This window comes from Arthrobacter sp. lap29 (assembly GCF_032458965.1).
Classification (GTDB): Bacteria; Actinomycetota; Actinomycetes; order Actinomycetales; family Micrococcaceae; genus Specibacter; species Specibacter psychrochitiniphilus.
Map to the genome: position 1 here is coordinate 445,455 of NZ_JAUCEK010000003.1, position 26,676 is coordinate 472,130.

Genomic DNA, 26,676 nt, shown 5'->3' on the forward strand with positions numbered 1-26,676 from the left:
CCGGCACGTCATCTTCGTGTTCGTCCGCCGTTCCAAGGAATGTTCGTTACATTGCCCCCCAATTCCTTCAGGGCACAACCACTTTCTTTTCAGCACACCCACGAAAGGCTGGACGAAGATGTCCTTCGCTAATCTCCGGAAACCCGGAACCCTGAACAACCTCAAACGGCCCGGATTCGCCGCCGTCGTGACAGTTCTCATCCTGGCCGAAGTTGTCTCGGCCTTTGAATTATCCATGATGTACGTAACACTGCCCACGCTGATCAAAGAATTCAATGTGGATGCCAGCACGGTTGCCTGGGTTGTCACGGCCTACCTGCTGGTCTCCGCCTCAGCCGGTGTCATGGGCGGACGCTTCGGTGACATGTACGGCCGGCGTAAGGTCATGATCATCGTGTTGATGATCGCCTTTGCCGGCTCGCTGATCTCCCTGATTGGAGGCAGCCTGGGCATGATCATCCTGGGCCGTGCCATTCAGGGCACGGCCGGTGCCTTGATGGGGCTCGCCTTTGGCCTGGCACGTGAACACATGGCCAAAGAACGGATCCCCGTGGGTGTCTCCATGATCGGAGCCTCGGCCTTGATTGCAGGTGCAGGAGGTGCGCTCATTGCCGGCATCATGATCCAGGTCTTCTCCTGGCACCTGATCTTCATCTTCTCCGCGATACTTGCCGTGGTTGCCGCCGTCGCCATCCTGGCCGTCATTCCCCGCGACACCCTGATTCCCAGCAAGGAAAAGCCCGACTACCTAGGTGCCGTGCTGCTGCCGATCGCAGTCAGCGCCATCCTGCTAGCACTTTCCGGGGCCTCGAAGACGGGGTTTGGTTCAGTGCAGTTCCTAGGCCTGATCACCGCAGGCATCGTCGTTACGGCCATCTGGGTGTGGTGGGAGCTGCGCGTTGAGTCTCCCATTGTGAATTTGAGGATGTTCAAGAACCGCCAGGTCGCGCTCGTCATGACGGCCACCATGCTCGCTGCCCTCGGACCCATCGGCGGCATGTCCGTCCCCACCCAAATGGTCCTCCAATACCCGACGACGTTGGGCTTTGGCCTCGGTTTCGCCCCTGCACTCGCCGGCATTTTCAGTGCGCTGACGGCCGTTGTCGGCTACCTGTTCTCTCCGCTGGGTGGCAAGCTGGCCTTCCGCTTCGGTGCACGCTCCGTTTTCATTGGTGGACTGTGCCTCATGGCGGCGGCCATTCCCATCATCCTGCTCACCTATGGCAACGTGGTGGCATTCTGCCTGGCCATGGCATTGAACGGCATTGGCGTCTCCCTGACCTTCGGCGCCCTGCCGAACGTTCTCATTGAGGCGATCCCAGAAACCCACACCTCGGAAACTGCCGGCACCAACACGATGGTCCGCAACATTGGCCAGTCCGCCGCCACTGCCATCGGGGCCATGATCCTTGCCAGCTACCAGAACCCGGAAACCACCATCGTGGCCCAGGGCGGCATCAGCGCAAGCTTTGTCTTTGTGCTGGTGTTCGCCATCCTGGCCGTGCTCGTTGCCCTGTTCCTGAAACGCCGTCCGGTGCAGTGGGTCCCGGAAACCACCCAAGAACGTTCCACGCGGCGCGGAACTCTGGCCAAGGATCCCGTGCCGGCTGCCAACTGAGTTGGGCCGCGCAGCCTAGAAGGTGCCCTAAACGCCGCACCATTAACAACCACTGCACACAATCGGGCGCCCTGCGCATCCCTATCTGGGAAGCGGCAGGGCCCCTTGTTGTATGTGCCGGGGCCCAGCCCGGGGAGCGGGGTGGACAAATGATACCGGCACAACCATAGACAAGAACTAGAATCTCGTTATAGTATTTCATATAGAGTGATCCACGCCACCTTTGGGTGGCCGTCTGAATCGTTGGGGAGAATCCCCATGAAAGGAGCAGGACTGTGGCGATCCACATGCACAACATTGGGAAGATGAGTGAGGGTGAACCCTTCTCCTGGACGTCGAAGGATGCGCTGTTGTATGCGCTAAGCGTGGGGGCCGGGGCCGGGGGTCCGGCGAAGAATCTCGCCTTCACCACCGAAAATTCACGCGGCGTGGACCAAAAGGTCCTGCCCACATTCGCGGTTGTGCTTGGCTCAACGTCCGGATCCATGGACGGGCTGGGCGACTTCAAACTATCGCAGATCCTGCACGGCGGCCAGCAGATCACTCTGCACCGGGAGCTGGCTACCAGCGGCACCGTGATACCCGTCAGCGGCATGAGCGCCGCCTATGACAAGGGCAAAAATGCGGTCATCGAGCTGAGCACGGAACTGCTGGACGCGGCGACCCGCGAACTCGTAGCGACGAGCGTGACCACTATGATCATCCGCGGCGAGGGTGGCTTTGGCGGGCCCGCGGGACCCTCCGAGCAGTGGAAAGTTCCGGACCGTCCCGCCGACGTGATCGTTGTGGAGAAGACCTCCCTTGACCAGGCCCTTATCTACCGGCTCAATGGCGACAGGAACCCGCTGCACTCGGACCCGCAACTGGCAAAGATGGTCGGCTTCGACCAGCCGATCCTCCACGGCCTGTGCACCATGGGCTTCGCCGGACGGGCGGTCCTGGAGCAGGTCTGCGGTTCCGACGTGGAGACCTTCGGCACCCTCAGTGTCCGCTTCGCCGCACCCGTGGTTCCCGGCGACGAACTAGCTACCAGCATCTGGAAGACCGAGACCGGTGCTGTGTTCCAGGTCCGGGTAGGGGAGACCGTAGTGCTGGACCGCGGAAGCTACGCACACCGCCGCGCGGTCGCGGGAGAAAGCACTGACCACCTAGCAGCGGCCACGGCCTAATGCCGTCCGGACGGGAAGAAAAAATCATGAAAATTGCAGTTCTCATCAAGCAGGTCCCCGACACCGCCGACGACAGGAAGCTCACTTCCTCCGGCGCCGTCGACAGGTCCGCCAGTGACCGGGTTGCCGACGAAATCACCGAACGCGCCCTGGAAATCGCGCTGCGGGAAAAGGACGCTGACAAATCAGTGGAGATTGTGGCCGTCACGATGGGCCCTGGCACGGCCCTGGAAGCGCTGCGCAAGGCACTCTCAATGGGTGCGGACTCGGCCATCCAAGTGGTTGACGACGCGCTGGCAGGCGCAGACGCACTCACCACGGCCAGGGAATTGGCCGGTGCCATGCAGGGCGCAGGCTTTGATCTGATCGTGGCCGGCAACGAATCCACCGACGGCCGCGGCGGCGTTGTGCCGGCCATGGTGGCCGAACTTCTGGGACGGCCCTTCCTTGGCTCGTTGGACACCGTGGTGATCAAGTTAGGTACTGTGTCCGGGCAGCGGCAGGACGCCGAAAGCGTCCAGCAACTGACCGGCGCACTCCCTGCCGTCATCTCGATCACGGAAAGTTCCGCCGAGGCGCGTTTCCCCAAGTTCAAGGGCATCATGACAGCCAAGCGCAAGCCCGTGGCTGTGGTTGGCGCTGCTGTGGTTGGCGCTGCTGTGGTTGGCGCTGCCGTGGTTGGCGCTGCCGTGGCTGGCGCTGCTGGGTTTGGCACTGCCGTCACCCACGCCAACGGCAACGTGGTCCTGTCCACGACCCTGCGCCCGGCCCGGACGGCGGGTCTGAAGCTCGTGGACGACGGAACCGCCGCCACACAGCTCGCTGACTTCCTCAGCGCCGAAAACCTGATCTGAAAGGGCTGCCCATCATGAGCAACATTCTCGTCAATATTGAACTTGCAGCTAACGGAACACTGCGTTCTTGCACGGCCCACCTACTGGGTCTGGCCGCACGCCTGGGCACGCCGGTCGCCGTCGTAGCCACCCCTTCGGGTGCTTCGGAGGAACTCGCTAAGGAACTGGGCGGACTGGGTGCGGCGGTGGTCGTTGACGGTCAGTGCCCGGCGTCGAGTGGCCTGGTTGCCGCCGGAGCCGTGGCTGCGCTGGCCGATGCCATCACCCGCCACAAACCGGCTGCGGTGCTGGCCTCTACAAGCCCTACGGCACGCGAGGTCATTGGCCGTCTGGCTGCCCGCACCGGCAACGCCGTCATGGTCGACGCCGTGGACGTTACCAATGACGGCGGCCGGATCGTGGCAAGCCATTCGATCTTCGGCGGAAGCTACACGAATGAATCCGGAGTTGGCGCGGGTGTTGCGCTGGTCACCGTCTCCTCTAGCAGTTCCGAACCAGCCCCGGCCGTTGCTTCACCCGTGGTGGAGGTGCGCCAACTGGATGTTTCCACGCAGGCCGCCACCATCACGGCCGCCGAGACGGCTTCGGCAGGCTTTGGCCGGCCCGAGCTCCGCTCGGCCCGCATCGTCGTCTCGGGCGGCCGCGGACTGGGCTCGAAGGAGAACTTTGTGCTGGTTGAGGAACTGGCCGACATGCTCGGGGCGGGGTTGGGGGCGTCCCGGGCAGCAGTCGACGCCGGGTATGTTCCGCAGAGCTGCCAGGTGGGCCAGACTGGTGTCAGCGTTTCCCCCGAACTGTACCTGGCCGTGGGCATTTCCGGTGCCATCCAGCACCGGGCCGGTATGCAGACGGCCAAGCGTATTGTGGCCATCAATGAGGACGCCGACGCCCCCATCTTCGATGTTGCCGACTTTGGCATTGTCGGGGACCTCTTTACCGTCCTGCCCCAGTTGCGGGAGGCCATTGCAGCACGCAGCGGCGTTCCCGCGGGCGTCTAGAGAGGTTGCCGGATGTCGCTGCAAACTAAATCGAAACAACAAGCCTCGGACGGGGGCAGCCGTTGGGTCCGTCCGGCCGTGTGGGCTGCCGCCGCCGTGGTGGCCCTGGCGGCCGTCGTAATTTTGGCCCGTTGGGCCCGCGAGCTGGCTCCGGTCCAGGACTTCCTGCTCCAGTTCCCCGGCCACAGCGAACTGCCGGACAATGCGCCCGTCGGGATTCCCGCGTGGCTTGGCTGGCAGCACTTCCTCAACGCCTTTTTCCTGGTGCTGATCATCCGTTCCGGCTGGCAGGTGCGCACCACCGCCAGGCCCAAGGCGTATTGGACACGCAAGAACACGGGGCTGCTGAAAACAAAAGGCAAGCCGGCCAAGATCAGCCTGGAACTGTGGTTCCACCTGAGCGTGGACGTGCTGTGGCTGCTCAACGGCGCCGTGTTTGTGGTGCTGCTGTTTGTCACCGGCGCCTGGATGCGCATTGTGCCCACAAGCTGGGACATTTTTCCCAACGCGCTCAGCGCCGGGCTGCAATATGCGTCGCTGAGCTGGCCAGTAGAAAATGGCTGGGTCAACTACAACGCCCTGCAGGTCCTGGCCTACTTTGCCGTCGTCTTCATTGCTGCCCCGTTGGCCGCCATCACGGGCGTCCGCATGAGCCCGGCCTGGCCCAAGGACAAGGCGGCGCTCTCGAAGGCCTTCCCCATTGAAGCGGCCCGCAAAATCCACTTCCCCGTCATGTTGTTCTTCACCGGCTTCGTCATCATGCACGTGGCGCTGGTGCTGTGCACGGGAGCGCTGGGGAACCTGAACCACATGTTCGCCGCGCGCCAGGACGCCGGGTGGCTCGGCTTTGGCATCTTCGCAGCCTCACTGGTGCTCATGGTCGGGGCGGTGTACCTGGCCCGGCCCCTCTTCCTGCGGCCCATTGCAGGCGTGATGGGCAAGATTTCCAAGTAGCAAGGCCTGGAAGTCCATAACCACAAAAAAGCGGCCCCAGTGACGGGGCCGCTTCTTTTGTTTATGCGCGGAAGGTAAGAGATTCGAACTCTTGGTACGGGGTTACCGCACACTGGTTTTCAAGACCAGCTCCATCGGCCGCTCGGACAACCTTCCTTACCCTAGTAGTGTTTCATAAGCAGGGCCGTGCCACCAAAATGAGTACGGGGCCTGTGAAGGTTTAAAGGAATGAAACGGCAATGGAGAACGTCATGAAGGCAGTTATAGCAACAGGTGCGGGTGGCCCAGAGGTTTTGGCAGTAAGTGAGGCCTGCGCCCCGGTAACGGGCCCCGGAGAGGTCCTTATTGACGTTGTTGCCGCCGGAATCAACCGGGCGGACGCGCAGCAGCGCCGTGGTTTCTACCCGCCGCCAGCCGGAGCGTCAGAGATTTTAGGCCTTGAGGTCTCGGGTCGAATTGCCGGTTTTGGCGCAAATGTGACGAAGCCGTTTAGCCTGGGCCAGAAAGTTGTGGCATTGCTCACAGGTGGTGGATATGCCGCGCAAGTGGCGGTTCCAGCGGGTCAGGTGCTGCCTTTGCCGGATGGTATTGATGTGATCTCTGCTGCGGGATTGCCAGAGGTTGCCGCCACTGTTTATTCAAATCTGTTCATGACGGCACAATTGCAGGCGGGCGAGACCGTCCTCATCCACGGCGGTGCCGGCGGAATTGGTGCCATGGCCATCCAGCTCGCCAAGGCGGCTGGCGCTCACGTGGTTGCCACGGCTGGAAGCGATGAAAAAGTTGCCATGCTCACCAGTTATCTCGGCGCGGACCTGGCCGTCAATTACCGCAGCGAGGACTTCGTGGAGCGGCTCAATGAGTTCACCAGCGGGCAGGGAGCGAACGTGATTCTCGACGTCGTGGGGGCCAAATACCTGGCCCGCAACGTCGCCGCACTGGCCACCTACGGCCGGCTGGTGGTCATTGGCTTGCAAGGAGGTGCGAGTGCGGAACTGAACTTGGGTGCCCTGCTCACCAAGCGTGCGGCCATTATTGGCACCACACTGCGCGGCCGGCCAATCGAGGAAAAGACCACCATCATGGACGGAGTGCGCGAGCATGTTTGGCCGCTGGTGGCCAGTGGTGCCGTCAAGCCCATGGTGGATAAGACCTTCCCGTTAGAACAAGTTGGTGCTGCGCACGAGTACTTCGATTCGGGTACGCATGTGGGCAAGGTGCTGTTGACGCTTTAGCCTGGTCGGCCGGCGCAGGCTGGCTCATAATATCGGGCTGGCAGCTAGTCCTTGAGCCGGTATTTTCTCTTCAGGATGGCCAGTGCGTTTCTATTCTCTTGGATGTCTTGCAGCAGGAGGTCCTGCTCCGGCCCGGCTGGCAATGCCTCTGCCGCACGGATCTCAGTATCTAAGTAGGGCAGGGCAAGGCCGCGGCGACCGCGGGCCCGCCAGTGCCGGGACGAGCGCGGTCCTAGAAATGATGTCCACCAAAATCCAGCCATCCAGAATGGACCCTAAAAGTGCGTAAGTGGACGCGCTTTCTCTGGCTTGGCTCGCTGAGATTCCCTGGGCCTGCGTCACTTTCACCGCAACAACGAGGAAAAAATGGCGGACGCTGTTGCCCGCAAGGGAAGGTTGAGCTGGGGGCCTAATGTGTTCGTGCTCCCACTGAAGTAGTACGTGACTCTCCACGCGCGCCGGTCACCGCGCAGACCACGCCACGCGATGTAGACCAGGCAGAGAGCGGCCAGCGCAAGCACGATGATGCAAAGTTGCATGCCCGGCTCGAGGTAGAAGAACCTCTTGATCGTGGCAGAAGGGCCTTACCAGTAAATTGCTACGTATTTAGACGTCTTTTATCCGAGCTGAATCAGCCTGCTTAAATGCCCAGAGGGCGTGCTGGGATTTGTCGATGTCCGCCATGTGACGCTGCTTTTGGGTCCGGGGGCCAGGATGGTCCGTGTACTTGAAGGTGGTTTCGGCCCCCAGGATCAGAGTAAAAAGACCTCCCGCGGCGGACCGCAGTGGCCAATTGCTCATGGCAGAAAAATCGGGAATCACGTGCAGAACTGTCCTTTCCAAGGGCTTAACCGTAGCAAAAGCAGAACGTCACAGTTGCACCCACCATACTCAGTAGCTATGTTTGCTATACGCGGTATGCATACCGTTGCGGCGAGGGTTCATTGGGGGCTTTCGCGCCAACTCAGGGAGCACCAGTGTCCATCAAGCATTCTTTATTGGCCTTGTTACAGGAAAGCCCGCGCTACGGCTACCAGCTGCGCGGCGAGTTCGAGGAGCGCACCGGCTCCACCTGGCCACTGAATATTGGTCAGGTCTACACCACCCTTGACCGGCTGGAACGGGATGAGCTGGTGGCGAAAGATGGGGACGACGGCGAAGGTCACGTCATCTACAGCATCACTGCCGCCGGACGCACCGAGGTGATGGATTGGTTCGCCCAACCCGTGGCTCAGGCCAACCCGCCGCGCAATGAGCTGGCCATCAAGCTGGCGTTGGCCCTGACCCTGGAGGACGTTGACGTTTCCGCCGTGGTTCAGGCCCAACGCACGGCCTCGATGAGGTTGCTGCAGGACTACACGCGGCAGCGCCGCACCGCCGCTACGACTGCCGGCGTTCAGCTGTCCAGCGAAGAAGCCGGTGATCCCAACGACGCCGCGTGGCTGCTGGTCCTTGACTCCCTGATCTTCAGTACAGAGGCCGAAGTGCGCTGGCTGGATCACTGTGAAGGTTGGATGGCCAAACGCGCAGCCTCAGCCGGCAAATCTGCAGCCACCAGGCGGGCCGAGCGTGCAATACCGGCGGACGTCAGCACCCCAACACTCACATCCACCACGAAGGCGGCCAGCAAATGAGCAATGAAATTCTGCAGCTTGAGTCCGTCAGCCGGACGTATGGCGAAGGCGCCACCTCTGTTGCCGCGTTGCGCAACGTGAATCTGACCATTCATGCTGGCGAATTTGTGGCTGTTATGGGCCCCTCGGGCTCGGGCAAATCGTCCCTGCTGACCCTCGCTGGGGGACTGGACAAGGCCACCAGCGGTGAGGTTTACGTTGAAGGCACGCCGCTGGGTGGGCTGAGCATCAACGAGCTCGCCTGGCTGCGCCGCCGCGCCGTGGGCTACGTTTTCCAGGACTTCAACCTGGTGCCTACCCTGACGGCGTCCGAAAACGTGGCCCTGCCGCGTGAGCTTGACGGCACCCCCGCACGCAAGGCCCGCCGTCAAGCCAAGGACGCCCTGCGCCTGGTGGGCATTGAAGATCTCGCAGACAGGTTCATGGACCAGATGTCCGGCGGCCAGCAGCAGCGCGTGGCCATTGCCCGTGCCATTGTGGGCCAGCGCCGTTTGATCCTGGCTGATGAGCCCACCGGCGCCCTCGACTCCGCCACCGGCGACGGCATCCTGGAAGTGTTGCGCAACCGCGCAGAAGCCGGGGCCGCCGTCGTCATGGTCACGCACGAGGCCCGCCACGCAGGCTGGGCAGACCGTGTGGTGTTCCTGAAGGACGGGCGCATTGTGGATGAGGCAGCCTCGCAGCACGATCCTTCCGTACTGCTCTCCGGTTTAGCACACTGAGGTGGCGCTTGACCTGAAACCTGTCAAGGGCGGCGGCCAGCACCGGCTCAAAGTTGCCCTGAAAATGGCGTGGCGGGACATCCGCCGCCACAGGGGGCGTTCCGCACTGATCGTTGCGCTGATTGCGCTGCCCATCTTCGCCATGTCCTTCGCCGCAACGGCGGGCATGAGCACCATGCCCACGAATGCTGAGACTGTTACCACGCAACTGGGCCAAACCCAGGGCCGACTTGGCACCCTGGGCGCGCAGAATGCGAAGGCCATCCAGTCCATCGGCGGCGACACTGGCTACGGGGGTTGGCATGGCGGCGGGGAACCCGACCCTAACTTTGTGCCCACCGCACCCATGGACGCTGTCCCGGCCGGTTTCACCGTGCTCCCCTGGCATTCCACCACGGTCCACACCGCGGTGGGTAAGGCGCAGGTGGAAGTGAACACCACCGTGACGGACGTGCTGAACCCGGCGTTCAAGGGCAAGTACACACTGCTGGACGGCGCCGCCCCGGCCACTGCCTCCCAGGCTCTTGCCACCCGAGGCTTGCTGGAACGTTTTGATCTGGCCCTCGGCGATGAATTGACGACGTCGGCCGGCACCTTCGCCATTGTCGGCACCATCCGTCCGGAGGGCCAGGGGGACGGCGAGTCGTACCTGTTCCTCACTCCGGAACAGCTGTCAGCCGCGCTGACGCAGAACCTTGGCCCGGCCACCGCGTATTTGGTGGGGGAGCGGGCCCTGCGCTGGGATGATGCGAAGGAACTCAACGCCCAAGGTGTGGTGCTGTCCTCCCGCAGCTTGATCTTGGACCCGCCCAGCAAGGCCGAACTCGGGGCGGATGCAGAGATCCTGCAGAACGGCTGGCGCAGTTCTGCAATGGTCCAAATGTTCCTCATGGGCGGGCTCATCGGTGTGCTGGCCCTGCTGGAAGTGGGGCTGCTGGCAGGAGCCGCCTTTGCCGTAGGCGCACGCAAGCAGCAACGCGATCTCGCCCTGCTGGCAGCATCCGGAGCTGAAAGTTCCATGGTGCGCACCACCGTCACGGCCAGCGGGTTGTGGCTCGGTCTGGCCGGCGGCGTCATTGGTGCCGTGCTCGGCACCATTGCCGCCGTCATCACCGTGCTGGTGGTCCGGAACCAAGGGTTGACCATCTTCACGGGGCTGCACCTGATGTGGCTTCCCGCCCTGGGGCTGATCCTGGTGGGCGTGGTGGCAGGGCTTGTGGCTGCCATGGTGCCGGCCCGGGCGGTGGCCAAACAAGCCACGTTGTCCGCGCTGAAGTCCGGCCGCACTGCCGACGCCCCGTCTAAATGGGGTACGCGCATCGGGGGAGGGTTGCTGCTGCTTTCAGCAACTCTTATGGCCGCCTCTAGCATTGCCACGATTTCCCTGCGGGGGAATAAAGACCAATACCTCTGGGCGCCATGGCTGGCAGGCGCCGTGGTGGTGGGTGCTGTACTGCTCGTATTCGCGCTGATCTTCATGACGGGGCGGCTCATTGAACTGTTAACCACCAGGACTTCCTGGCTGCCGTTGCCGTTGCGGTTGGCGGCCCGCGATGCTGCCCGCAACAGGGGGCGGACAGTGCCGGCCGTGGCGGCAGTCCTGGCCGCAGCAACGCTCTCGGGCGCGCTGATGGTAGGCACAGCTAGCACCATGGCTGACGCCAGCGACAAGTACACCTGGCAGGCCAACCTGAATCAGAGCGTGCTGTTGCTCAATTACGTTGACTACAACTATGTGGACGTTGGTGGCGGTGCCATGAGCAGCAATGCGGCCACGATGGTCACGGTGGACGCCGAGGATGCCAACACACTGCTCAAGGAAGCGCTGGGCGCCGGTGTCAGAACCCAGCTGTTGCGCGGAGTGCCGGACACCAGCAAGTGTGAGATCGACCAGCAAAACGAACAAATGAAAAGTACGGGTCAGGAACTGAGACCTACCGTGGCGTGTCCGCGCTGGTTGTTGGCAGAACCAGTGGGGAACAGTTGCGAGCTAGGCAAGGACTGGAAACCAGTGAACCTGGACGACTGGCGCTGCACCGGAGCCTTGGCTGATAGTGGACTTACCAGGAACCTGCCCACCTTCGTGGTGGGTGGGGAAGCTGAACTGGCTGCGCTGCTGGGCCGTGCGCCCAGTGCGGAGGCGAGGAAAACCCTCGCCACCGGTGGCATGGTCCTCGCCAACAAGGTGTACCTGCAACCCGATGACACGGCCACGGTCATCAGCTACGACCCGTCCGACGAGGAGAACTTCCAGGGCTACGATCCAACCAGCCCGGACACGAACTACATGCGCCACCAGTGGAAGGCGCTCACCTCACACAGCATCCCGGCCGTAGTGGATGCACCGGAGAAGCCGTTACCCTACTTCGGCATCATGTCCCCGGACGCTGCAGCCGCCGCAGGGATGCCCGTGAGCGATCAGGCTCTGCTGGCCACCATCCCGGAGCCGCTGGCGCCAGCTGAACGGGACCAACTGCAATCGGCCATGACACCCGTGCTTGGTCAGAACGGCTACACGAACTTTGAGACGGGACCGGCCACCAACATGGCCATCATTTTGTGGGTCATCGTCATTGGCGGGGCGCTCATCACACTCAGTGCCGCTGGCATCACGGCAGGCTTGGCGCTCGCCGACGGCCGCAACGACCACGCCACCTTGGCCAGTGTTGGTGCGGACACCAAGCTGCGCAAGGCCATCTCCGGCTCGCAGATGCTCATGACGGCGCTGCTAGGCACTGTGTTGGGCGTGATTGCCGGGGCCATTCCCACCGTGGTGGTGCTCTCGCAACAGCGCGGCGCAGCGATTGTGGTGCCGTGGCTGCAGCTTGGCGCGCTGGCTGTGTTGGTTCCGCTCTTCGGTGCGGGTGCTGCCTGGGTGCTGACCAAGGGGAAACTGCCCCTGACACGGCGGCAGACCCTGGCCTAAATACCTTGAAAGCACCAGGCCGGGAGCCGCCCAACGCTGGTAGGGGCCTCCCGGCGTCGTACTTTAATTCCTGTACTTCAATGCCTGCGGGACGAACTATTGGATCACGCAGAAACGCGCTGTGGCGTCCGTTCACCGCTGCACAGCCACCGTTCGTCGATAAAAGGTGGTGTTTTCCCTCACAGGAGGGTAAGGACCGCAGGCTCTTGGTAGCTTATTAAGGTTTTAGACAGACTCAAAGGAGAGCAGCATGCCAGTATCGCCAAACGCACCAGCCGATCCAGGGGATCTTTTAGTCCAAGATCCACAGCTTCCACCCGTGGCGGTGGATTTGGTCAAGGATGCGCAAGCCCACAAGTGGACGCCGCTGAAGATCGCCATCTGGTCCGCGATTGCGCTGCTGGGTGGTGTGGCTTGGGTGGTTCTGGCCGTGGTGCGCGGGGAAACTGTCAACGCCATCTGGTTCGTGTTCGCCGCAGTGTCCACCTACCTGATCGCGTACCGCTTCTACTCCAAGGTCATTGAGAAGTATCTGCTGCGGCCCAATGACAAGCGGGCAACCCCGGCCGAATACAAGGCCGATGGCAAGGACTACGTTGCTACCGACCGTAACGTTCTGTTCGGCCACCACTTTGCCGCGATCGCCGGAGCAGGGCCTCTGGTGGGACCCATTCTGGCCGCCCAAATGGGGTACCTGCCGGGCACCATCTGGATCATCCTCGGCGTGGTTTTTGCCGGCGCCGTCCAGGACTATGTTGTCTTGTTCTTCTCCATGCGCCGTGGCGGACGCTCCTTGGGCCAGATGGCTCGGGAAGAGCTGGGTCTCATTGGCGGCACGGCCGCACTGATCGCCACCTTGTTGATCATGATCATCATTGTCGCGATTCTGGCATTGGTGGTTGTCAACGCCCTAGGCGAATCCCCGTGGGGCGTGTTCTCAGTCTCCATGACCATCCCGATCGCCCTGTTCATGGGTGTTTACCTGCGCTACCTGCGCCCGGGGAAAATCATGGAAGTTTCCCTGATCGGCTTCGTTTTGTTGATGGCCGCCATTATTGGCGGCGGCATGGTGGCAGCCACTGAATGGGGTGCCGAGACCTTCAGTCTGGACCGCACCACCTTGGCCTGGGCTATCATCATTTACGGTTTCATCGCTGCCATCCTGCCGGTCTGGCTGTTGCTGGCTCCTCGCGACTACCTCTCCACGTTCATGAAGATCGGCACCATTGTGATGCTGGCCGGCTCCATTGTGCTGGTCCGTCCCACCATCAACGTCCCTGCCTTTAGCGAATTTGCTTCCCGCTCCGACGGCCCGGTGTTCTCAGGCTCGCTGTTCCCGTTCCTGTTTGTCACCATCGCCTGTGGTGCCCTCTCCGGTTTCCATGCACTGATCGCCTCCGGCACCACCCCGAAGCTGATCGAGAAGGAACGCCAGGCCCGCTTCATCGGTTACGGCGGCATGCTCATGGAATCCTTCGTGGCCATCATGGCCCTTGTGGCCGCACTGTCCATTGACCGCGGTATTTACTTCGCCATGAACGCCTCCGCAGGTGCCACCGGTGGCACCATTGAGGGCGCGGCAGCTTTTGTGAACTCGCTGGGCCTGACAGGTGTGAGCCTTGACCCGGCCCTGCTTGCACAAACCGCGGCCGACGTCGGTGAAGAGTCGATCGTTTCGCGCACCGGCGGTGCACCCACCTTGGCTGTGGGCTTGGCGCACATCATGCAGCAGGTGGCCGGCGGGCAGGCCATGATGAGCTTCTGGTACCACTTCGCCATCATGTTTGAGGCTTTGTTCATCCTTACCGCAGTGGACGCCGGAACCCGCGTGGCCCGCTTCATGCTGCAGGACTCCATTGGCAACTTTGCCCCGAAGTTCAAGGACAACTCGTGGCGTCCGGGTATCTGGATCACCACCGCCATCATGGTGGCAGGCTGGGGAGCCATCTTGATCATGGGCGTCTCCGACCCACTCGGCGGCATCAACACCTTGTTCCCGCTATTCGGCATCGCCAACCAGTTGCTGGCAGCCATAGCCCTGGCTGTCTGTTTGACCATTGTCGCCAAGAACACCCGCATGAAGTACCTGTGGATTATCATCGCCCCCTTGGCATTTGTGACCGTTGTGACAGTTGTGGCGTCCTACCAAAAGATCTTCTCCACTGTTCCGGGCGTAGGCTACTGGGCTCAGCACCAGGCGTACAAGGAAGCACTGGCAGCTGGCAAGACGAGCCTAGGAAATGCGAAAACTGTGGAAGCCATGGAAGCCGTGGTCCGCAACACCGCGGTCCAGGGCACGCTGTCCATCATTTTTGTGTTGCTTTCCATCATCGTTATCACCACAGCCGTCCTGATCACCGTCCGTTCCGTCCGTGCCGGTGGCGGTCCCAGCATGGAGGACCCAGCCATTGCTTCAAAGATCTTCGCACCGGCGGGCATGGTGCCCACCGCGGCAGAGAAGGCACTGCTCAAGGAGTGGTCTGAGTCCGGTAAGCAGCCGGCACGGCAGGGACACTAGGCATGGAAACCCTGCGCCGGGCGGCGGAAATGTTGGCAGCCGTGAACAAGTACTTCACGGGAGTTCTCGGGGCGGACGCCTACGAGCGCTACCTTGAGCACCACAGCGCCACCCGCTGCGAGGCCCCGGCCCTGAGCGTGAAGGAATTCTGGCGAGATAAGAACCAGCGCCAGGACACCAACCCGGAGGGCCGCTGCTGCTAAGCGCTCTGTGAGAGTGCGCCAACGTGCCGAGGGCGGGTGAAATTTCACCCGCCCTCGCCACGTTGGCACGCCCTCGCCGGTGGGTGGCTCTGACTTTGGCACGCCCTCCACGGGTGAGGCCCTTGTGCGGCCGTGAGAGACTGGCACTATGAGTGAAAAGGCGCAGATCCCGGCCCCTGACGACGCGGCCGAAGGCACAGTTTTGGTGAACACCGCGGATGCCGGTGGCAGCCAGGGAGCAAATGGCCCTGGAGTGGACAGCCCTGCGGAGCAGGAATCCAAGGCAGCCAAGAATCAGAGCAATATAGCGGAGCTGGTGGACCAGCCAGCCAAGGTCATGCGTATTGGCACCATGGTCAAACAGCTCCTGGATGAAGTCAAGAGTGCCCCGCTTGATGACGCCGCGCGGGTCCGTCTGGCAGAAATTCACCAAGCGTCCATTGCCGAGCTGGAAGATGGCATGGCCCCGGAACTCATCGCGGAACTGCACCGGCTGAGCCTGCCTTTTACGGACAACGTCACGCCATCTGACGCTGAGCTGCGCATTGCCCAAGCACAGCTGGTTGGCTGGCTGGAAGGGGTGTTCCACGGCATTCAGACCGCGCTGGCAGCCCAAGCCATGGCGAACCAGCAAACGGCTGCCCGCCTTGCCATGCACCAGCTGCCGCCGGGTACCATGATCGCCCCCGGTGTCATTGTGGGCGAGAACGGTGAGCCCCAGCGTGCACCAGCGGGCCGTGGCATGCCGGCCAGTGCCCGGCCGGAAGGCGCCGCTTTGGGAGGCCCCGACGCAGGCGGGCCGGGGCAGTACCTCTAGCATGCTCAAAGGACTCTTTGGTGCCTCCCGCCAGGCCAAGCGCGACGACGCCGAGCTCGGCAAAGGCGTCTGGCGCCGCGACCACGACCGCTTCCGGCGCGGGCTGGACCGTTTTCACCAAATGCTTGAAGGCTTAGAAGCCGCTGGTGCTGCCGGTGCCGCTGGTGCTGAAGGAGCTGCCAAAGCCAGTGGTCCGGCCAGCGGCCCTGCGCCATCCCCGGTGTGCTCCGAGGGCACGTATCAGGCCATGGTTATGGTGGCCAACAATCTTGCGGATTTGCTGCCCATAGTCCATGGGATCGTCATGGAAGCCCAGCGCACGGCTCCCAGTGATGGCATGGAAGTCCCGCTCGGCACTGGCGGCTACCTCAATGATGTGCACCGCGAGCTCTCCCGCTCCGGAAATGCCCTAGCGGCCGCTGCCGAGGCTCTTGCTCTGGTGCGGCTGGGTGTGGGGGAGGCGTCCGGCGTGGAACTTAAGGCGGCAATTGTGGCCCGTCACGTGGAGCGGGCCGGGGAGCTGTTGCACAAGCAGGCAACGTCCTAGCCATAGCTTCGGGAATCCTACGCGCTGTCCCTGAAGAAGTTATAAAAAATGTATGAGCTGCGTCATAATTGGGGTGAAGTGAGGATAGCCTGCCCTCTGGTGGATTACGATCGAGTTATCTAAGCTATTTATTTCAACCGCCGAAAGGCTGCCCTATGAAGACTTGGCCCACCCTGACCATGCTGCGCAAATCCGCCCTCACGGCCGTTGCGGGAGCATCCATCCTCGCCCTTGCCGCCTGCGGCGGCACCACGTCTCCGGCGCAAAGCAGCGGAGCAGCCGGTGGCGCGGATGATGCCATCACCGTGTACAACGCCCAGCACGAATCATTGACGCAGGCTTGGGTTGATCAGTTCACCCAGGAAACCGGTATCAAGGTCACGTTGCGTCAGGGCAGCGATCTTGAGCTCAGCAACCAGATCATCGCCGAGGGGGCCAAGTCCCCGGCTGATGTTTTCCTGACGGAGAACTCGCCCGCCATGACGCAGGTGGAAAACGCAGGGTTGTTCACTGACATCAGCAAGACCGTACAGGGTCAGGTTCCGGAGCAGTTCCGTCCCTCCACCAACAAGTGGACAGGAATTGCTGCCCGCAGCACCGTCTTTGCGTACGATAAAACAAAGCTCAGCGAGGCGCAGCTGCCCAAATCCATCATGGACTTAGCCGATCCTGCGTGGAAGGGTCGGTGGGCGGCATCGCCGTCTGGCGCTGACTTCCAGGCCATTGTCTCCGCCATGCTGGAGCTCAAGGGTGAGGACGCAACACTGTCCTGGTTGAAGTCCATGAAGGAAAACTTCAAGGCTTACAAGGGCAATAGCACCGCCATGAAGGCCGTCAACGCAGGAGAGGTTGAAGGCGCCGTCATCTACCACTACTACTGGTTTGGCGATCAGGCCAAGACCGGCGAGAACTCCAAGAACGTGGCTCTGCACTACTTCAAGAACGAAGATCCGGGCGCGTTTGTCTCCATCTCCGGTGGTGGCGTCCTCGCGTCCAGCAAGCACCAGGACAGTGCTCAGAAATTCTTGGAGTTCGTCACGGGCAAGGCCGGCCAAACGGTATTACAGACTGGCACCAGCTTCGAGTACCCGGTTGGCAGCGATGTCCCGGCCAACCCCAAGCTGATCCCGCTAGCAGATCTGCAGGCACCCAAGATCGACCCGGCGAAACTGAATTCTGCGAAGGTTAGCGATCTGATGACCCAGGCGGGTCTACTGTAGTTTCAATGGATTCTGCGCAAAGTACGACGCCGTCACCCACCTTGGGTGCCACGATCTCACCGAAGATGGCCAGGGGCCGGGGTTCACACCTGGGTCCCTGGCCCGTTGTTGTACTTTGTTTTGTGATCGCAGCATTTTCGTTACTACCGCTGGGCTTTGTTGTGGTTGCCACCGCCAACACTGGGTGGGATTCCATTGTTGCCCTAGTGTTCCGCCCACGGGTGGGCGAATTGGTAATAAACACCCTGTTGTTGGTGCTCATCACTGTGCCGCTGTGCGTTGTCATTGGTGTGGGCGGGGCCTGGTTGGTGGAACGTACCAGCCTGGCCGGACATAAGGCGTGGGCGGTGCTTCTGGCAGCGCCTTTGGCCATCCCCGCATTCGTCAATAGTTATGCCTGGGTCAGTGCCATTCCCTCGCTGGGAGGGATCTTTGGGGGTGTGCTGATCTCAGTACTGTCCTATTTCCCGTTGGTTTATATTCCTGTGGCAGCAGTGCTGAGCCGGCTTGATCCAGCGTTGGAACAGTCCGCAGCGTCTCTGGGACTTAGCCCCTGGAAAGTATTTTTCCGTGTGATCCTCCCACAGCTTCGGTTAGCCGCGGCGGGTGGGGCACTGTTGGTGTCCCTGCACTTGCTGGCCGAGTACGGCGCTTTCGCGATGATCGCCTTCGATACCTTCACCACCGCCATCTATGACCAGTTCCAATCAACCTTCAACGGTGCAGCTGCAAACATGCTTGCCAGCGTACTGGTCATATTTTGCCTCCTGCTGCTACTAGGAGAATCCAAGACGCGCGGCCGTGCCCGCTACGCGCGGGTGGGCGCAGGCGCGCAATCCACTCCGCACCGTGTGCCACTAGGGCGTTACCAAGGGCTGGGGCAATTGCTGCTGGCGGGTGTGACAGCGTTGGCTCTGGGCGTCCCCTTGTGGCATGTGGGACGGTGGCTGGTGGCTGGCGGAGCCGTTATTTGGCAGCGCCCCGATCTCCTACCAACATTGCTGCACACCCTGGGGTACGGTGCGATGGGCGCCTTGGTAACCATTGTGTTGGCCTTTCCGCTGGCATATTTGGTGGTCCGTCATCCCGGACCAATGAGTAAGATCTTGGAGGGTGCAAACTACATTTCCAGTTCCATGCCAGGGATTGTGGTGGCGCTGGCGCTGGTGACCATCACCGTCCACAACGTGCCTGCCATTTACCAAAGTTCTCTGGTGCTTGTGGGCGCCTACGCGCTGCTGTTCATGCCGCGGGCGTTGGTGAACCTGCGGGCAGGGCTGGCCCAGGCACCGTATGAACTCGATGAAGCCGCGCAAGCGTTGGGGAAACCGCCGCTGATCGCCTTCTTGCGGGTGACGCTACGCCTGGCAGCCCCGGCTGCCGCCGGCGGGGCCGCCCTGGTATTTCTTGGAATCGTCAATGAGCTGACAGCAACGCTGCTGTTGGCGCCCAACGGTACCCGCACATTGGCCACCCAATTCTGGTCATTGAGTAGCGAGATCGATTACGTGGGTGCTGCCCCGTATGCGTTATTGATGATCTTGCTTTCAGCACCCATGACGTATTTACTGTTCGTGCAATCCAAGAAGGCGGCCGGTCAATGACCACCCACCCCCACGGTTTCAACACTCCGCGCCCCAATGAATCCTCCGGTGCCCGTCTTGTGCGCGGCGGTCCTCCTCCGGGGACACCTGAAAGCTTGACTTTTGTTGATGCTGCCAGTGACGCTCCAGACCACTTGCAGATCACTAATCTGCGCAAGAACTTTGGCGGTGCGGAAGTCCTCAAAGGGGTCAATCTGGATGTTGCCCAGGGGCGCAGCACGGCCATTGTGGGACCTTCGGGCTCTGGCAAAACCACACTTCTTCGGCTCATTGCCGGCTTTGCCTCTCCCAGTGCGGGCCGGATAGCCTTGGGCGGGGAAGAAGTAGCCGGGCCATCCACCTGGCTTCCGGCCCATAAGCGAAGTGTTGGCTATGTGGCTCAGGATGGCGCGTTGTTCCCGCACTTGAGCGTGGGGGCAAATATAGCCTTCGGCCTGCCTTTGCGCGGCAAAGCGGCGGCGCTTCGGGTGGGGGAGTTGCTGGAGATGGTTTCCATGGACACCTCCTATGCAAAACGCCGGCCCCACCAGCTTTCCGGTGGGCAGCAACAGCGTGTCGCCTTGGCGCGTGCACTGGCCCGGCAGCCCCAGCTGATGCTCTTGGATGAGCCATTTAGTGCACTCGACGCGGGATTGCGCGTTGCTACCAGGCGCGCTGTCTCACAAACACTCAAACAGGCCGGGGTGACCACCATCCTCGTCACCCATGACCAATCAGAGGCCCTCAGTTTCGCCGATCAGGTGGCCGTGATGCGTGATGGCAAGTTGGCTCAAATTGGGAGCCCTTTTGTGGTGTACACCCGCCCCTCGGACAGGGCCACCGCAGAGTTTCTTGGCGACGCCGTCATCATTGAGGCATGGATGGAAGGTTCCTTGGCCTTGTGCTCGCTGGGAGGAATCCCAGTGCGCCGCCCACCGGTACAGGGCAAGGTTTATTTGATGTTGCGGCCCGAACAAATCCGCATTTCCAGCAATGGGCCCATCCGTGGACGCGTGGTGGACACCGATTACTTTGGCCCCGAAACCACTGTCCGAATACAGCTGGAACCTATTTTGGTGGACGCCGAACACCCTGCGGACCCCCACCAGCCTGTTGGTGGGGAGATTATCAACATCAGGCACTGGAACGCCATGCTGGCCCGTCCTGGTACCGAACTATCACTGAAAGTGGTGGGTGAGGGCGTGGTCTTTCCCTGGGACTAACGTCAGGTGTGCCGCAGCCGTGCGGTGATTTCAACATAGCCGGTGAGCGCCACCAGAAGGCCCGCCACCAGAGCAAGCACCACGGCGGCTGGCTGGGTTGCGCTAGCCGGAATTAGGCAAAGCGCAATCACCACGGTGGGGATGCTCCAGATCAGGACCGTGCGCGGAGGTTGTCCGTAGCGCAGCGAGGCGGCCGCGTTAGTGGCGTAAAAGAGAGCGATCCCGCCGCCCAAGGCGATGGTTGCGCCTAGCGGCAGCGGCTTGAACGGTTCCGGGATGGCGGTGGCAATGCCTGCGGCGAGTGAGGTCACCCCCAGAACCAGCACGAACGGCATGAACAGTGTGGTTTGCAGGATCCCGGTGAGATCGCCCCGTTCGCGCAGGTGTTCCAAGCCGCTGGACAGCGTGCCCATGCCGTATTGGAAGAAAGCCCAGCCAAGCAAGGCCACGATGATGAACCCCAAGGATGCCACGAGGCCGGTACTGGGGCTCCAATCGGTGGCTGCCTCGTTGACAATGCTAAACACCGATTCCCCCAGAACTATGATCACAAACAGGCCCAACCGTTCCCCTGCGTGCTCAATGTTGATGGCGGCCATGCTCCGGTTGGCCCCGATTCGGTTGCTGTTGGCCACCATGAGAATTTCAAGGGCTATCGAAACCGCCCAGAGGCTCACGGTGGCGGCCAGTGGCAAGAACGCTGCAATGAGCCACAGGGCCGCGGTTCCGCCGTTATAGACCCAGATCCGCCACGGCGAATCGGTGGAGAATGTGCGGTGCTGGTACAGCCACAGAATGAGTAGGACTATGCGCATGGCGGCGTTTGCCAGCGAGAAGGCCCATGCCCGCTCGCCAAAGGCTTCCGGGGCGGCTGCCGCCATAAGTGCTGCTGCGGCCATGGCAGCCAGCATGGCCACCCCAAGCACCCGGGCTGTCAGGCCGGGGAGCAGATTCACTACCGAGACAATGTTGGCCCACGCCCACCAGGCGGGGAAGAACAGCAGCACGTAGGTGCCAAATTCCGCCCAGCCGGGATCGCCGTGGATGCCGTGGGCCAGCTGTCCCACGAAGGCCACGAACACTAAATCGAAGAACAATTCCATCCAGTGAACCCGCCCGGGTTCACGCGCCGGCTGCCGGGGTGCGGTTGGGTGAGGTTGAGGTTTTCTGCTCATGGGCACATTTTATGCCCGGGGTTCCGGCCTGCTGGGTACGGGACTTTTCCCGGGCGTATCCTCATCCATCCGGGAGAAATGGTGGTTTAGGTATGTCCTTAGCGACCATTTCTCACGGATCGATTCTTACCGGCAGGCACTCGGACTCGGAGCGAAGGAATAGCGGTTGGCTCAAGCCATGGTTTACAGTCCAAACCCGGGATTTGTGGGGACACAACCAGAAAACCCCCGGATTCCTTAGAATCCGGGGGTTTTAGTGGAGCCTCCAAACAGAATCGAACTGTTGACCTTTTCATTACGAGTGAAACGCTCTACCAACTGAGCTATGGAGGCCTGTGCTGGTTTGGGCCCTTGCGGGATCAAGTACCGAACACAAGAAACTACTCTAATCGGTGCGGGCCGGATGTACAAAATCGGCGCTGCCGCCCGTCCCGCCGCCCGCCCCGCCGCCCGCTCTTCAGCCCGCGCCGGTGCCGGGCGGCAAAAGTTAGCAGCGCGTTCCCGCGTTCGGTACCTTGCCGTCCACAAAGTAGTCATCTACTACGGACGTCAGGCAGGCGTTGGCACGGCCGTAGGCGGTGTGGCCTTGGCCTTTCCACGTCACCAAGACCCCGGAATCCAGCTGCTTGGCCAACGCTTCTGCCCAGGTATAGGGAGTAGCAGGATCGCCCGTTGTGCCGACCACCAAGATGGGTCCGGCGCCTGCTGCGGTGATCGGGGCGGGCTTGCCCGTTGCGGGGTACGGCCAGGCCTTGCAGTTCAATCCGGAGTAGGCCAGCAGTTCGCCGAACGTGGGGGCAGCCTTCTTCAAAAGCTCTGCCTGTTCACGCATGTGTGTCAGATCCGAGTTCATGGGGTAGTCAAGACAGTTGACGGCGGCAAAGGCGGCGGCTGTGTTGGAATTGTACTTACCATCGGAGTCCCTATCCGCAGAGAAATCCGCCAGCATGAGCATGCCCGAGGCGTCACCGGCAAAGGCTTGTTTCAAGGCGCCCGTCAAAGGGGCCCACAAATCGGTGGAGTACATGCCAAAAGCAATGGCCCCGGTGAATTCGGTTCCCGTCACAACACGGCCCTCCGGGGTCTGTTGGGGCGTGGCGGTATAGACGTCGTTGAGCTCCCGAATTTGGGCCATTGCCTCATCCACAGTCCCGGATACGGGGCACTCGGTGCTGCTCAGACAATCCGCAACCCAGGCCCGCAGGGCGTTTTCAAAGCCAACAGCCTGTCCCATCGAGACCTGATCAATGTTTAGTGAGGGGTCCATGGCGCCGTCCAGGGAGAAGCGTCCCACTCGAGAAGGAAACAACCCGGCATAAGTAGCGCCCAATTTGGTGCCGTAGGAGAACCCCATGTAGTTCAGCTTTGTATCTCCCACCACGGCACGGAGGATATCCATGTCACGGGCTGCGCTGACGGTGTCCATGAGTTCCAGCACGGGCCCGGAGTTCTTGATGCACAGCTCTGCCTGCCGTTTTCCCTCAGCTTCTGCGTTGGCGAACCCGGCATCTGTGCTCAAGTCCCAGTCCAACTGCCGTGCCGCATCCATCTGTGCATCGTCCAGGCACCTGATCCCGGCAGACCGTTGCACACCTCGCGGGTCAAAACCCACCACGTCATAGGCTCCGCGCAGTTTGGCGGAAAAATAGGAACTGGCGCCGTTCTTGACCATGTCCACACCGGAGCCCCCAGGCCCGCCAGGGTTGATCAGCATGGCGCCTTGGCGCTTCCCGGAGGCGGGCAGACGGATCACAGATAATTTTATGGAGTCCTTCTTAGGGGCCCCATAATTCATTGGAACGTTTACCTCGGTGCATTGGAACCCCCCACTACATGAGGTCCAGGTCACCGTTTGGCCGTAAAAGGTCAACAGGTCCGCAGGCACTTCGCCCACGATTGACGAATCCGCGGAGCTGACCGAGGGTTGTTCTGGCGCCAGTACGGAGCAGGAGCTCAAGAGCAGCCCCAGAAGAGCCGCAGCGGCGGTGAGGGGCAGGCGGAGGCGGGGTCGCCGTCGTTGGTTTCCGGCAGGCATATGGGAGTCCTTCACGTTTTAGAGCAGGCTTACTGCCATGGCTTCAAGAGCCAGCAGCGGGGCAACATTGGTGGTGGTGAGCCGGTGGCGCACGGCATTGATGGCATCCATACGGGCAAGGGTGGCTTCCGCACGGGAGTTTTGGGCAAAGGCGAACAGGTCTCCCCTGAGACCTTCATTGACGAGTTCAACGCCTTGGGCCAGCGCGCCGTTCCCGCCGCGGGCGGCTAGCTGCAGAACCAGCACATCCCGGTAGAAAGAGAGCAGATCTGTCAGCGCCCGGTCCAAATGATCCGTCACCGAGCGCTTGGCGCGCCGCTTCTGGTCCTCTTCCAAGGCACGCACCTGGGCGCGCAAAGGAGGTGGCAGCGTCCCAGTCTCGGGGGCGCCGAGGTTGCGCAACAGCGTGGCTTTTTCGACGGCGTCGCGCTCTTCATTGGAGGAAGAGGCTTCTTCCTGGGCCAGCGCCAGCAGAGAAGCGGCCGCCATGACAGCCGTGGTGACGTCACGCAGATTCAGCGGCAGCCGGACCGTGGCATCGCGACGTTCACGGGCACCGGGATCTCTGGCGAGGCGCCGAGCAATCCCAATGTGGCTTTGCGCGGCGCGGGCGGAGATCAACGCAAGCGCAGGATCAATACCGTCGCGGCGCACCAGCAGCGCGGCCACATCCTCAACGGGGGGCAGGCGCAAGGTCAGGGTGCGGCAGCGGGACCGGATCGTCACAAGGACATCGGCCGGGCTCGGAGCGCACAGGATCCAGATGGTCCGCGGAGGCGGTTCCTCGATGGCCTTGAGCAAGACGTTCGTGGTGCGTTCGGCCATGCGGTCGGCGTCACCAACAATCATGACCCGCCACCGTGCGGAGGAGGGGCTGTCATAGGCCTTGCGGACCAGCGAGCGGGCTTCCTCAATGGTGATCGTGGTTTTCTCGGTGGCGATGAAGGTGACGTCGGCGTTGGTTCCGGCCATGGTGGTGTGGCAGGCCTTGCACACACCGCAGCCGCGGGCGTTGAGTTCGGACTGCTCACAGACCAGGGCGGCGGCAAAGGCCAGCGCCGCATTTGAGCGCCCTGAGCCCGGCGGGCCCGTCAAAAGCCACGCGTGCGTGGGGCTGCCAGACTGGGCGGCACGCCGCAGCTGCGAGACCACACTGTCCTGGCCCTGCAGATCAACCCAGACGCTCATGCCCGGGACCGTTTGTGCAACAGATCTTGCACATGCCGGGCCACAGATGCGGCAAGCTCATCCACGCTGCCACCGGCGGGAAGCACCACATAACGCTCGGGGCTGGCCGCGGCTAAGTCAAGAAAGGCGGTACGGATGGCGGCGTGGAAATGATCCGGTTCTGATTCCATCCGGTCTTCAGTAGCGTCACCGGCCGTGCGCCGTTCCCGCCCGGCAGTCGGGGAGACATCCAGCAGGACGGTCAGATCCGGCCACAGACCACCGGTAGCCCAATCGTTGAGATCCTTGATGGCTGCCGTGCCGAGTCCGCGCCCGGAACCCTGGTAAGCGATCGAGGAATCCGCATACCTGTCGCTGAGTACTATCTCTCCACGGGCCACAGCTGGAATGATGACTTGAGCCGCGTGTGCTGCCCGGGCTGCTGCGAAGATCAATGCCTCGGTCCGGGCATCGATTTCACCTTGGCCGTGATCCAGGACTAGGGAACGCAGCTTTTCGCCCACCGGGGTGCCGCCTGGCTCACGGGTGCGCAAAACTGTGTGTCCGGCGTGGGAGAGGGTCTTGGCTAACAATGCAGCCTGAGTGGATTTTCCAGCACCGTCGCCGCCCTCAAAAGCAATGAATAAGCCCGGCATCGGGGCAGCAGAATCAGTCACCCCACCAGCCTACCGGCCCAAGCTGAATGATTCCTTGCGGCACCGGAAGCTTATCCACAAGGACAGCGGCTCCAGCCGCCACGCCAGGGCGGTGGCCCGCCACCCGCCTGCTCGGTGCCAGCCGCCACGCCCACCACGCCAGGTGGCCCGCCCGGCTAATGTCACAATGTGCGCGAGCGTGACGCAGGCGGTCTAGTGTGGAAAGTATGACGCACCAGCCTGCCAGCCACCCCGAACACCTACGCCCCGACACCCTTGTTGTGGCGGCAGGGCGCCCCCCACGCGTTCACGACGCCCCCGTCAATCCGCCGATCATGCTCTCCTCTACCTATGTGGGAACCGGGACCGTTGTCGATGGCGATCGGGCGTACGGGCGCTATTCCAACCCCACCTGGGATCCGTTGGAGGAGGCACTGTCCCAGCTAGAAGGTGCCACGCTGCCGGCCCTCATTTTCAGTTCCGGTCTGGCTGCGGCTTCTGCCGCGCTTTCGCTGATCCCCACAGGCGGCACTCTCGTTATGCCCATCCACTCCTACCAGGGTGCGCTGGTCATGGCGCAGGAACAGGCTGCGAAGGGCTTGTTTACGTTGCGTACCGTGGACATCGCCAACAATGATGAGGTCATCGCGGCGTTGACGGGGGCGGGGGAGAAGGCAGCTGACATGCTGTGGCTGGAGAGCCCCACCAACCCCATGCTGGAAGTGGCTGATATGGAGTTGCTATGCCGTTCGGCCCAGGCGGTGGGGGCCATCATTGTCACCGATAACACCTTCTCCACTCCGCTGGTGCAAAAGCCTCTCGAGCTGGGCTCTGACATTGTTCTGCATTCAGTGACGAAGTACTTGGCCGGCCATTCTGATGTCATCCTCGGCGCCCTTGCCACCTCCCGCCCGGATCTGCGCGAGGCTCTGCTGCATCACCGTTCCATCCATGGAGCCATCGCCGGACCTTTTGAGGCGTGGTTGGCGCTGCGGGGCCTGCGGACTCTGGCGCTGCGGGTGGAACGTTCCCAGGCCAGCGCCCTTGAGCTGGCCCGCCGTCTGGACACGCATAGCGGCGTTGAGAAGGTTTTGTTCCCAGGTCTGGAGTCGGACCCGGGTCATGTCAGGGCCAAAGCACAAATGAGTGGTTTTGGTTCTGTTTTGTGCATTCAAGTGGCTGGGGGAGCAGAGGCCGCAACCGCCGTTGTGGAGGCGCTGGACTTGTGGACTCCCGCCACCTCGCTGGGCGGAGTTGAATCGCTCATTGAAAGGCGCCGGCGCCACGCCAATGAGCCGGATACTGTTCCCCAGAATCTCTTGCGCTTAAGCGTTGGTATTGAGAATGTGGAAGACCTCTGGGCCGATCTAGATCAGGCGCTGGACCAGCTCTCACAGCCAATATCCGGTGCGGGACTGTAAG

Annotated in this window: 23 protein-coding genes and 2 tRNA genes; 17 read left to right on the plus strand and 8 right to left on the minus strand. The window is 61.9% G+C overall.

The window, feature by feature from the left end:
• Positions 1 to 118: 118 nt before the first annotated feature.
• From RY113_RS07540 to RY113_RS07560, 5 genes are all read left to right on the plus strand, one after another.
• Positions 119 to 1,618 (plus strand): MFS transporter, encoded by a 1,500-nt coding sequence (locus RY113_RS07540; protein WP_315914082.1) that lies wholly within the window; start codon positions 119 to 121, stop codon positions 1,616 to 1,618.
• A gap of 275 nt (positions 1,619 to 1,893) precedes the next feature.
• Complete coding sequence (locus RY113_RS07545) at positions 1,894 to 2,787, plus strand: MaoC family dehydratase (protein WP_110104998.1); 894 nt, start codon at positions 1,894 to 1,896, stop codon at positions 2,785 to 2,787.
• Between the two features lie 26 nt (positions 2,788 to 2,813).
• Positions 2,814 to 3,641: an electron transfer flavoprotein subunit beta/FixA family protein gene (locus tag RY113_RS07550; protein WP_315914083.1), complete on the plus strand. Its 828-nt coding sequence runs from the start codon at positions 2,814 to 2,816 to the stop codon at positions 3,639 to 3,641.
• A 14-nt stretch (positions 3,642 to 3,655) separates the two neighbouring features.
• On the plus strand, positions 3,656 to 4,639 hold the full coding sequence (locus RY113_RS07555) for an electron transfer flavoprotein subunit alpha/FixB family protein (protein ID WP_315914084.1): 984 nt from the start codon (positions 3,656 to 3,658) through the stop codon (positions 4,637 to 4,639).
• 12 nt (positions 4,640 to 4,651) lie between these two features.
• Positions 4,652 to 5,593: a cytochrome b/b6 domain-containing protein gene (locus tag RY113_RS07560; RefSeq protein WP_315914085.1), complete on the plus strand. Its 942-nt coding sequence runs from the start codon at positions 4,652 to 4,654 to the stop codon at positions 5,591 to 5,593.
• 68 nt (positions 5,594 to 5,661) lie between these two features.
• Here the strand turns inward: RY113_RS07560 and RY113_RS07565 are convergent.
• Positions 5,662 to 5,749, minus strand: a tRNA-Ser gene (locus RY113_RS07565).
• Between the two features lie 95 nt (positions 5,750 to 5,844).
• Here RY113_RS07565 and RY113_RS07570 point away from each other — a divergent pair.
• Positions 5,845 to 6,828, plus strand: a complete 984-nt coding sequence (locus RY113_RS07570; protein ID WP_315914086.1) for an NAD(P)H-quinone oxidoreductase — start codon at positions 5,845 to 5,847, stop codon at positions 6,826 to 6,828.
• 44 nt (positions 6,829 to 6,872) lie between these two features.
• On the opposite strand, the gene RY113_RS07575 is transcribed toward RY113_RS07570, so the two are convergent.
• Together RY113_RS07575 and RY113_RS07580 are read right to left on the minus strand one after the other, a co-directional pair.
• The gene (locus RY113_RS07575) at positions 6,873 to 7,091 is read right to left on the minus strand and encodes a hypothetical protein (protein ID WP_315914087.1); all 219 of its coding nucleotides are present in this window, start codon (positions 7,089 to 7,091) and stop codon (positions 6,873 to 6,875) included.
• 343 nt (positions 7,092 to 7,434) lie between these two features.
• Positions 7,435 to 7,629, minus strand: a complete 195-nt coding sequence (locus RY113_RS07580) for a hypothetical protein (RefSeq protein WP_146212988.1) — start codon at positions 7,627 to 7,629, stop codon at positions 7,435 to 7,437.
• A gap of 176 nt (positions 7,630 to 7,805) precedes the next feature.
• Between RY113_RS07580 and RY113_RS07585 the strand changes: the two genes are divergently transcribed.
• The 10 genes from RY113_RS07585 to RY113_RS07630 all read left to right on the plus strand — a co-directional run bounded on the left by RY113_RS07585 (position 7,806) and on the right by RY113_RS07630 (position 20,221).
• On the plus strand, positions 7,806 to 8,462 hold the full coding sequence (locus tag RY113_RS07585) for a PadR family transcriptional regulator (RefSeq protein ID WP_110104993.1): 657 nt from the start codon (positions 7,806 to 7,808) through the stop codon (positions 8,460 to 8,462).
• The gene (locus tag RY113_RS07590) at positions 8,459 to 9,184 is read left to right on the plus strand and encodes an ABC transporter ATP-binding protein (RefSeq protein WP_315914088.1); all 726 of its coding nucleotides are present in this window, start codon (positions 8,459 to 8,461) and stop codon (positions 9,182 to 9,184) included. Before RY113_RS07585 ends, RY113_RS07590 begins: the two co-directional genes overlap by 4 nt.
• 1 nt (position 9,185) lies before the next feature.
• Entirely contained in the window at positions 9,186 to 12,110 is a 2,925-nt protein-coding gene (locus tag RY113_RS07595) for an ABC transporter permease (protein WP_315914089.1), read from the plus strand.
• Between the two features lie 250 nt (positions 12,111 to 12,360).
• A complete protein-coding gene (locus RY113_RS07600; RefSeq protein ID WP_110104990.1) occupies positions 12,361 to 14,628 on the plus strand; it encodes a carbon starvation CstA family protein in 2,268 nt (755 codons plus the stop codon).
• Positions 14,629 to 14,630: 2 nt separating this feature from the next.
• Positions 14,631 to 14,831 carry a YbdD/YjiX family protein gene (locus RY113_RS07605; protein ID WP_315914090.1) on the plus strand — a complete coding sequence of 67 codons (201 nt, stop codon included), beginning with the start codon at positions 14,631 to 14,633 and terminating at the stop codon, positions 14,829 to 14,831.
• A gap of 148 nt (positions 14,832 to 14,979) precedes the next feature.
• Entirely contained in the window at positions 14,980 to 15,648 is a 669-nt protein-coding gene (locus RY113_RS07610; RefSeq protein WP_110104988.1) for a bacterial proteasome activator family protein, read from the plus strand.
• A gap of 1 nt (position 15,649) precedes the next feature.
• Complete coding sequence (locus tag RY113_RS07615; RefSeq protein WP_110104987.1) at positions 15,650 to 16,195, plus strand: hypothetical protein; 546 nt, start codon at positions 15,650 to 15,652, stop codon at positions 16,193 to 16,195.
• Positions 16,196 to 16,350: 155 nt separating this feature from the next.
• Entirely contained in the window at positions 16,351 to 17,415 is a 1,065-nt protein-coding gene (locus RY113_RS07620; RefSeq protein WP_315914091.1) for an iron ABC transporter substrate-binding protein, read from the plus strand.
• A gap of 5 nt (positions 17,416 to 17,420) precedes the next feature.
• On the plus strand, positions 17,421 to 19,019 hold the full coding sequence (locus tag RY113_RS07625) for an ABC transporter permease (RefSeq protein WP_396334220.1): 1,599 nt from the start codon (positions 17,421 to 17,423) through the stop codon (positions 19,017 to 19,019).
• The gene (locus tag RY113_RS07630) at positions 19,016 to 20,221 is read left to right on the plus strand and encodes an ABC transporter ATP-binding protein (protein WP_315914092.1); all 1,206 of its coding nucleotides are present in this window, start codon (positions 19,016 to 19,018) and stop codon (positions 20,219 to 20,221) included. Before RY113_RS07625 ends, RY113_RS07630 begins: the two co-directional genes overlap by 4 nt.
• Before the next feature lie 2 nt (positions 20,222 to 20,223).
• Here RY113_RS07630 and RY113_RS07635 read toward each other — a convergent pair whose 3' ends face one another.
• From RY113_RS07635 to tmk, 5 genes are all read right to left on the minus strand, one after another.
• Entirely contained in the window at positions 20,224 to 21,396 is a 1,173-nt protein-coding gene (locus RY113_RS07635; RefSeq protein WP_110104985.1) for a low temperature requirement protein A, read from the minus strand.
• Between the two features lie 257 nt (positions 21,397 to 21,653).
• Positions 21,654 to 21,729: transfer RNA gene (locus tag RY113_RS07640), tRNA-Thr, on the minus strand.
• Positions 21,730 to 21,883: 154 nt separating this feature from the next.
• Positions 21,884 to 23,149 (minus strand): alpha/beta hydrolase, encoded by a 1,266-nt coding sequence (locus RY113_RS07645; RefSeq protein ID WP_315914093.1) that lies wholly within the window; start codon positions 23,147 to 23,149, stop codon positions 21,884 to 21,886.
• 300 nt (positions 23,150 to 23,449) lie between these two features.
• Entirely contained in the window at positions 23,450 to 24,619 is a 1,170-nt protein-coding gene (locus tag RY113_RS07650; RefSeq protein ID WP_315914094.1) for a DNA polymerase III subunit delta', read from the minus strand.
• Positions 24,616 to 25,254 (minus strand): dTMP kinase, encoded by a 639-nt coding sequence (gene tmk, locus RY113_RS07655; RefSeq protein ID WP_110105317.1) that lies wholly within the window; start codon positions 25,252 to 25,254, stop codon positions 24,616 to 24,618. The genes RY113_RS07650 and tmk overlap by 4 nt, the downstream gene beginning before the upstream one ends.
• Positions 25,255 to 25,481: 227 nt before the next feature.
• On the opposite strand from tmk, the gene RY113_RS07660 reads away from it, so the two are divergent.
• A complete protein-coding gene (locus RY113_RS07660; RefSeq protein WP_315914095.1) occupies positions 25,482 to 26,675 on the plus strand; it encodes a PLP-dependent transferase in 1,194 nt (397 codons plus the stop codon).
• Position 26,676 lies beyond the last annotated feature (1 nt).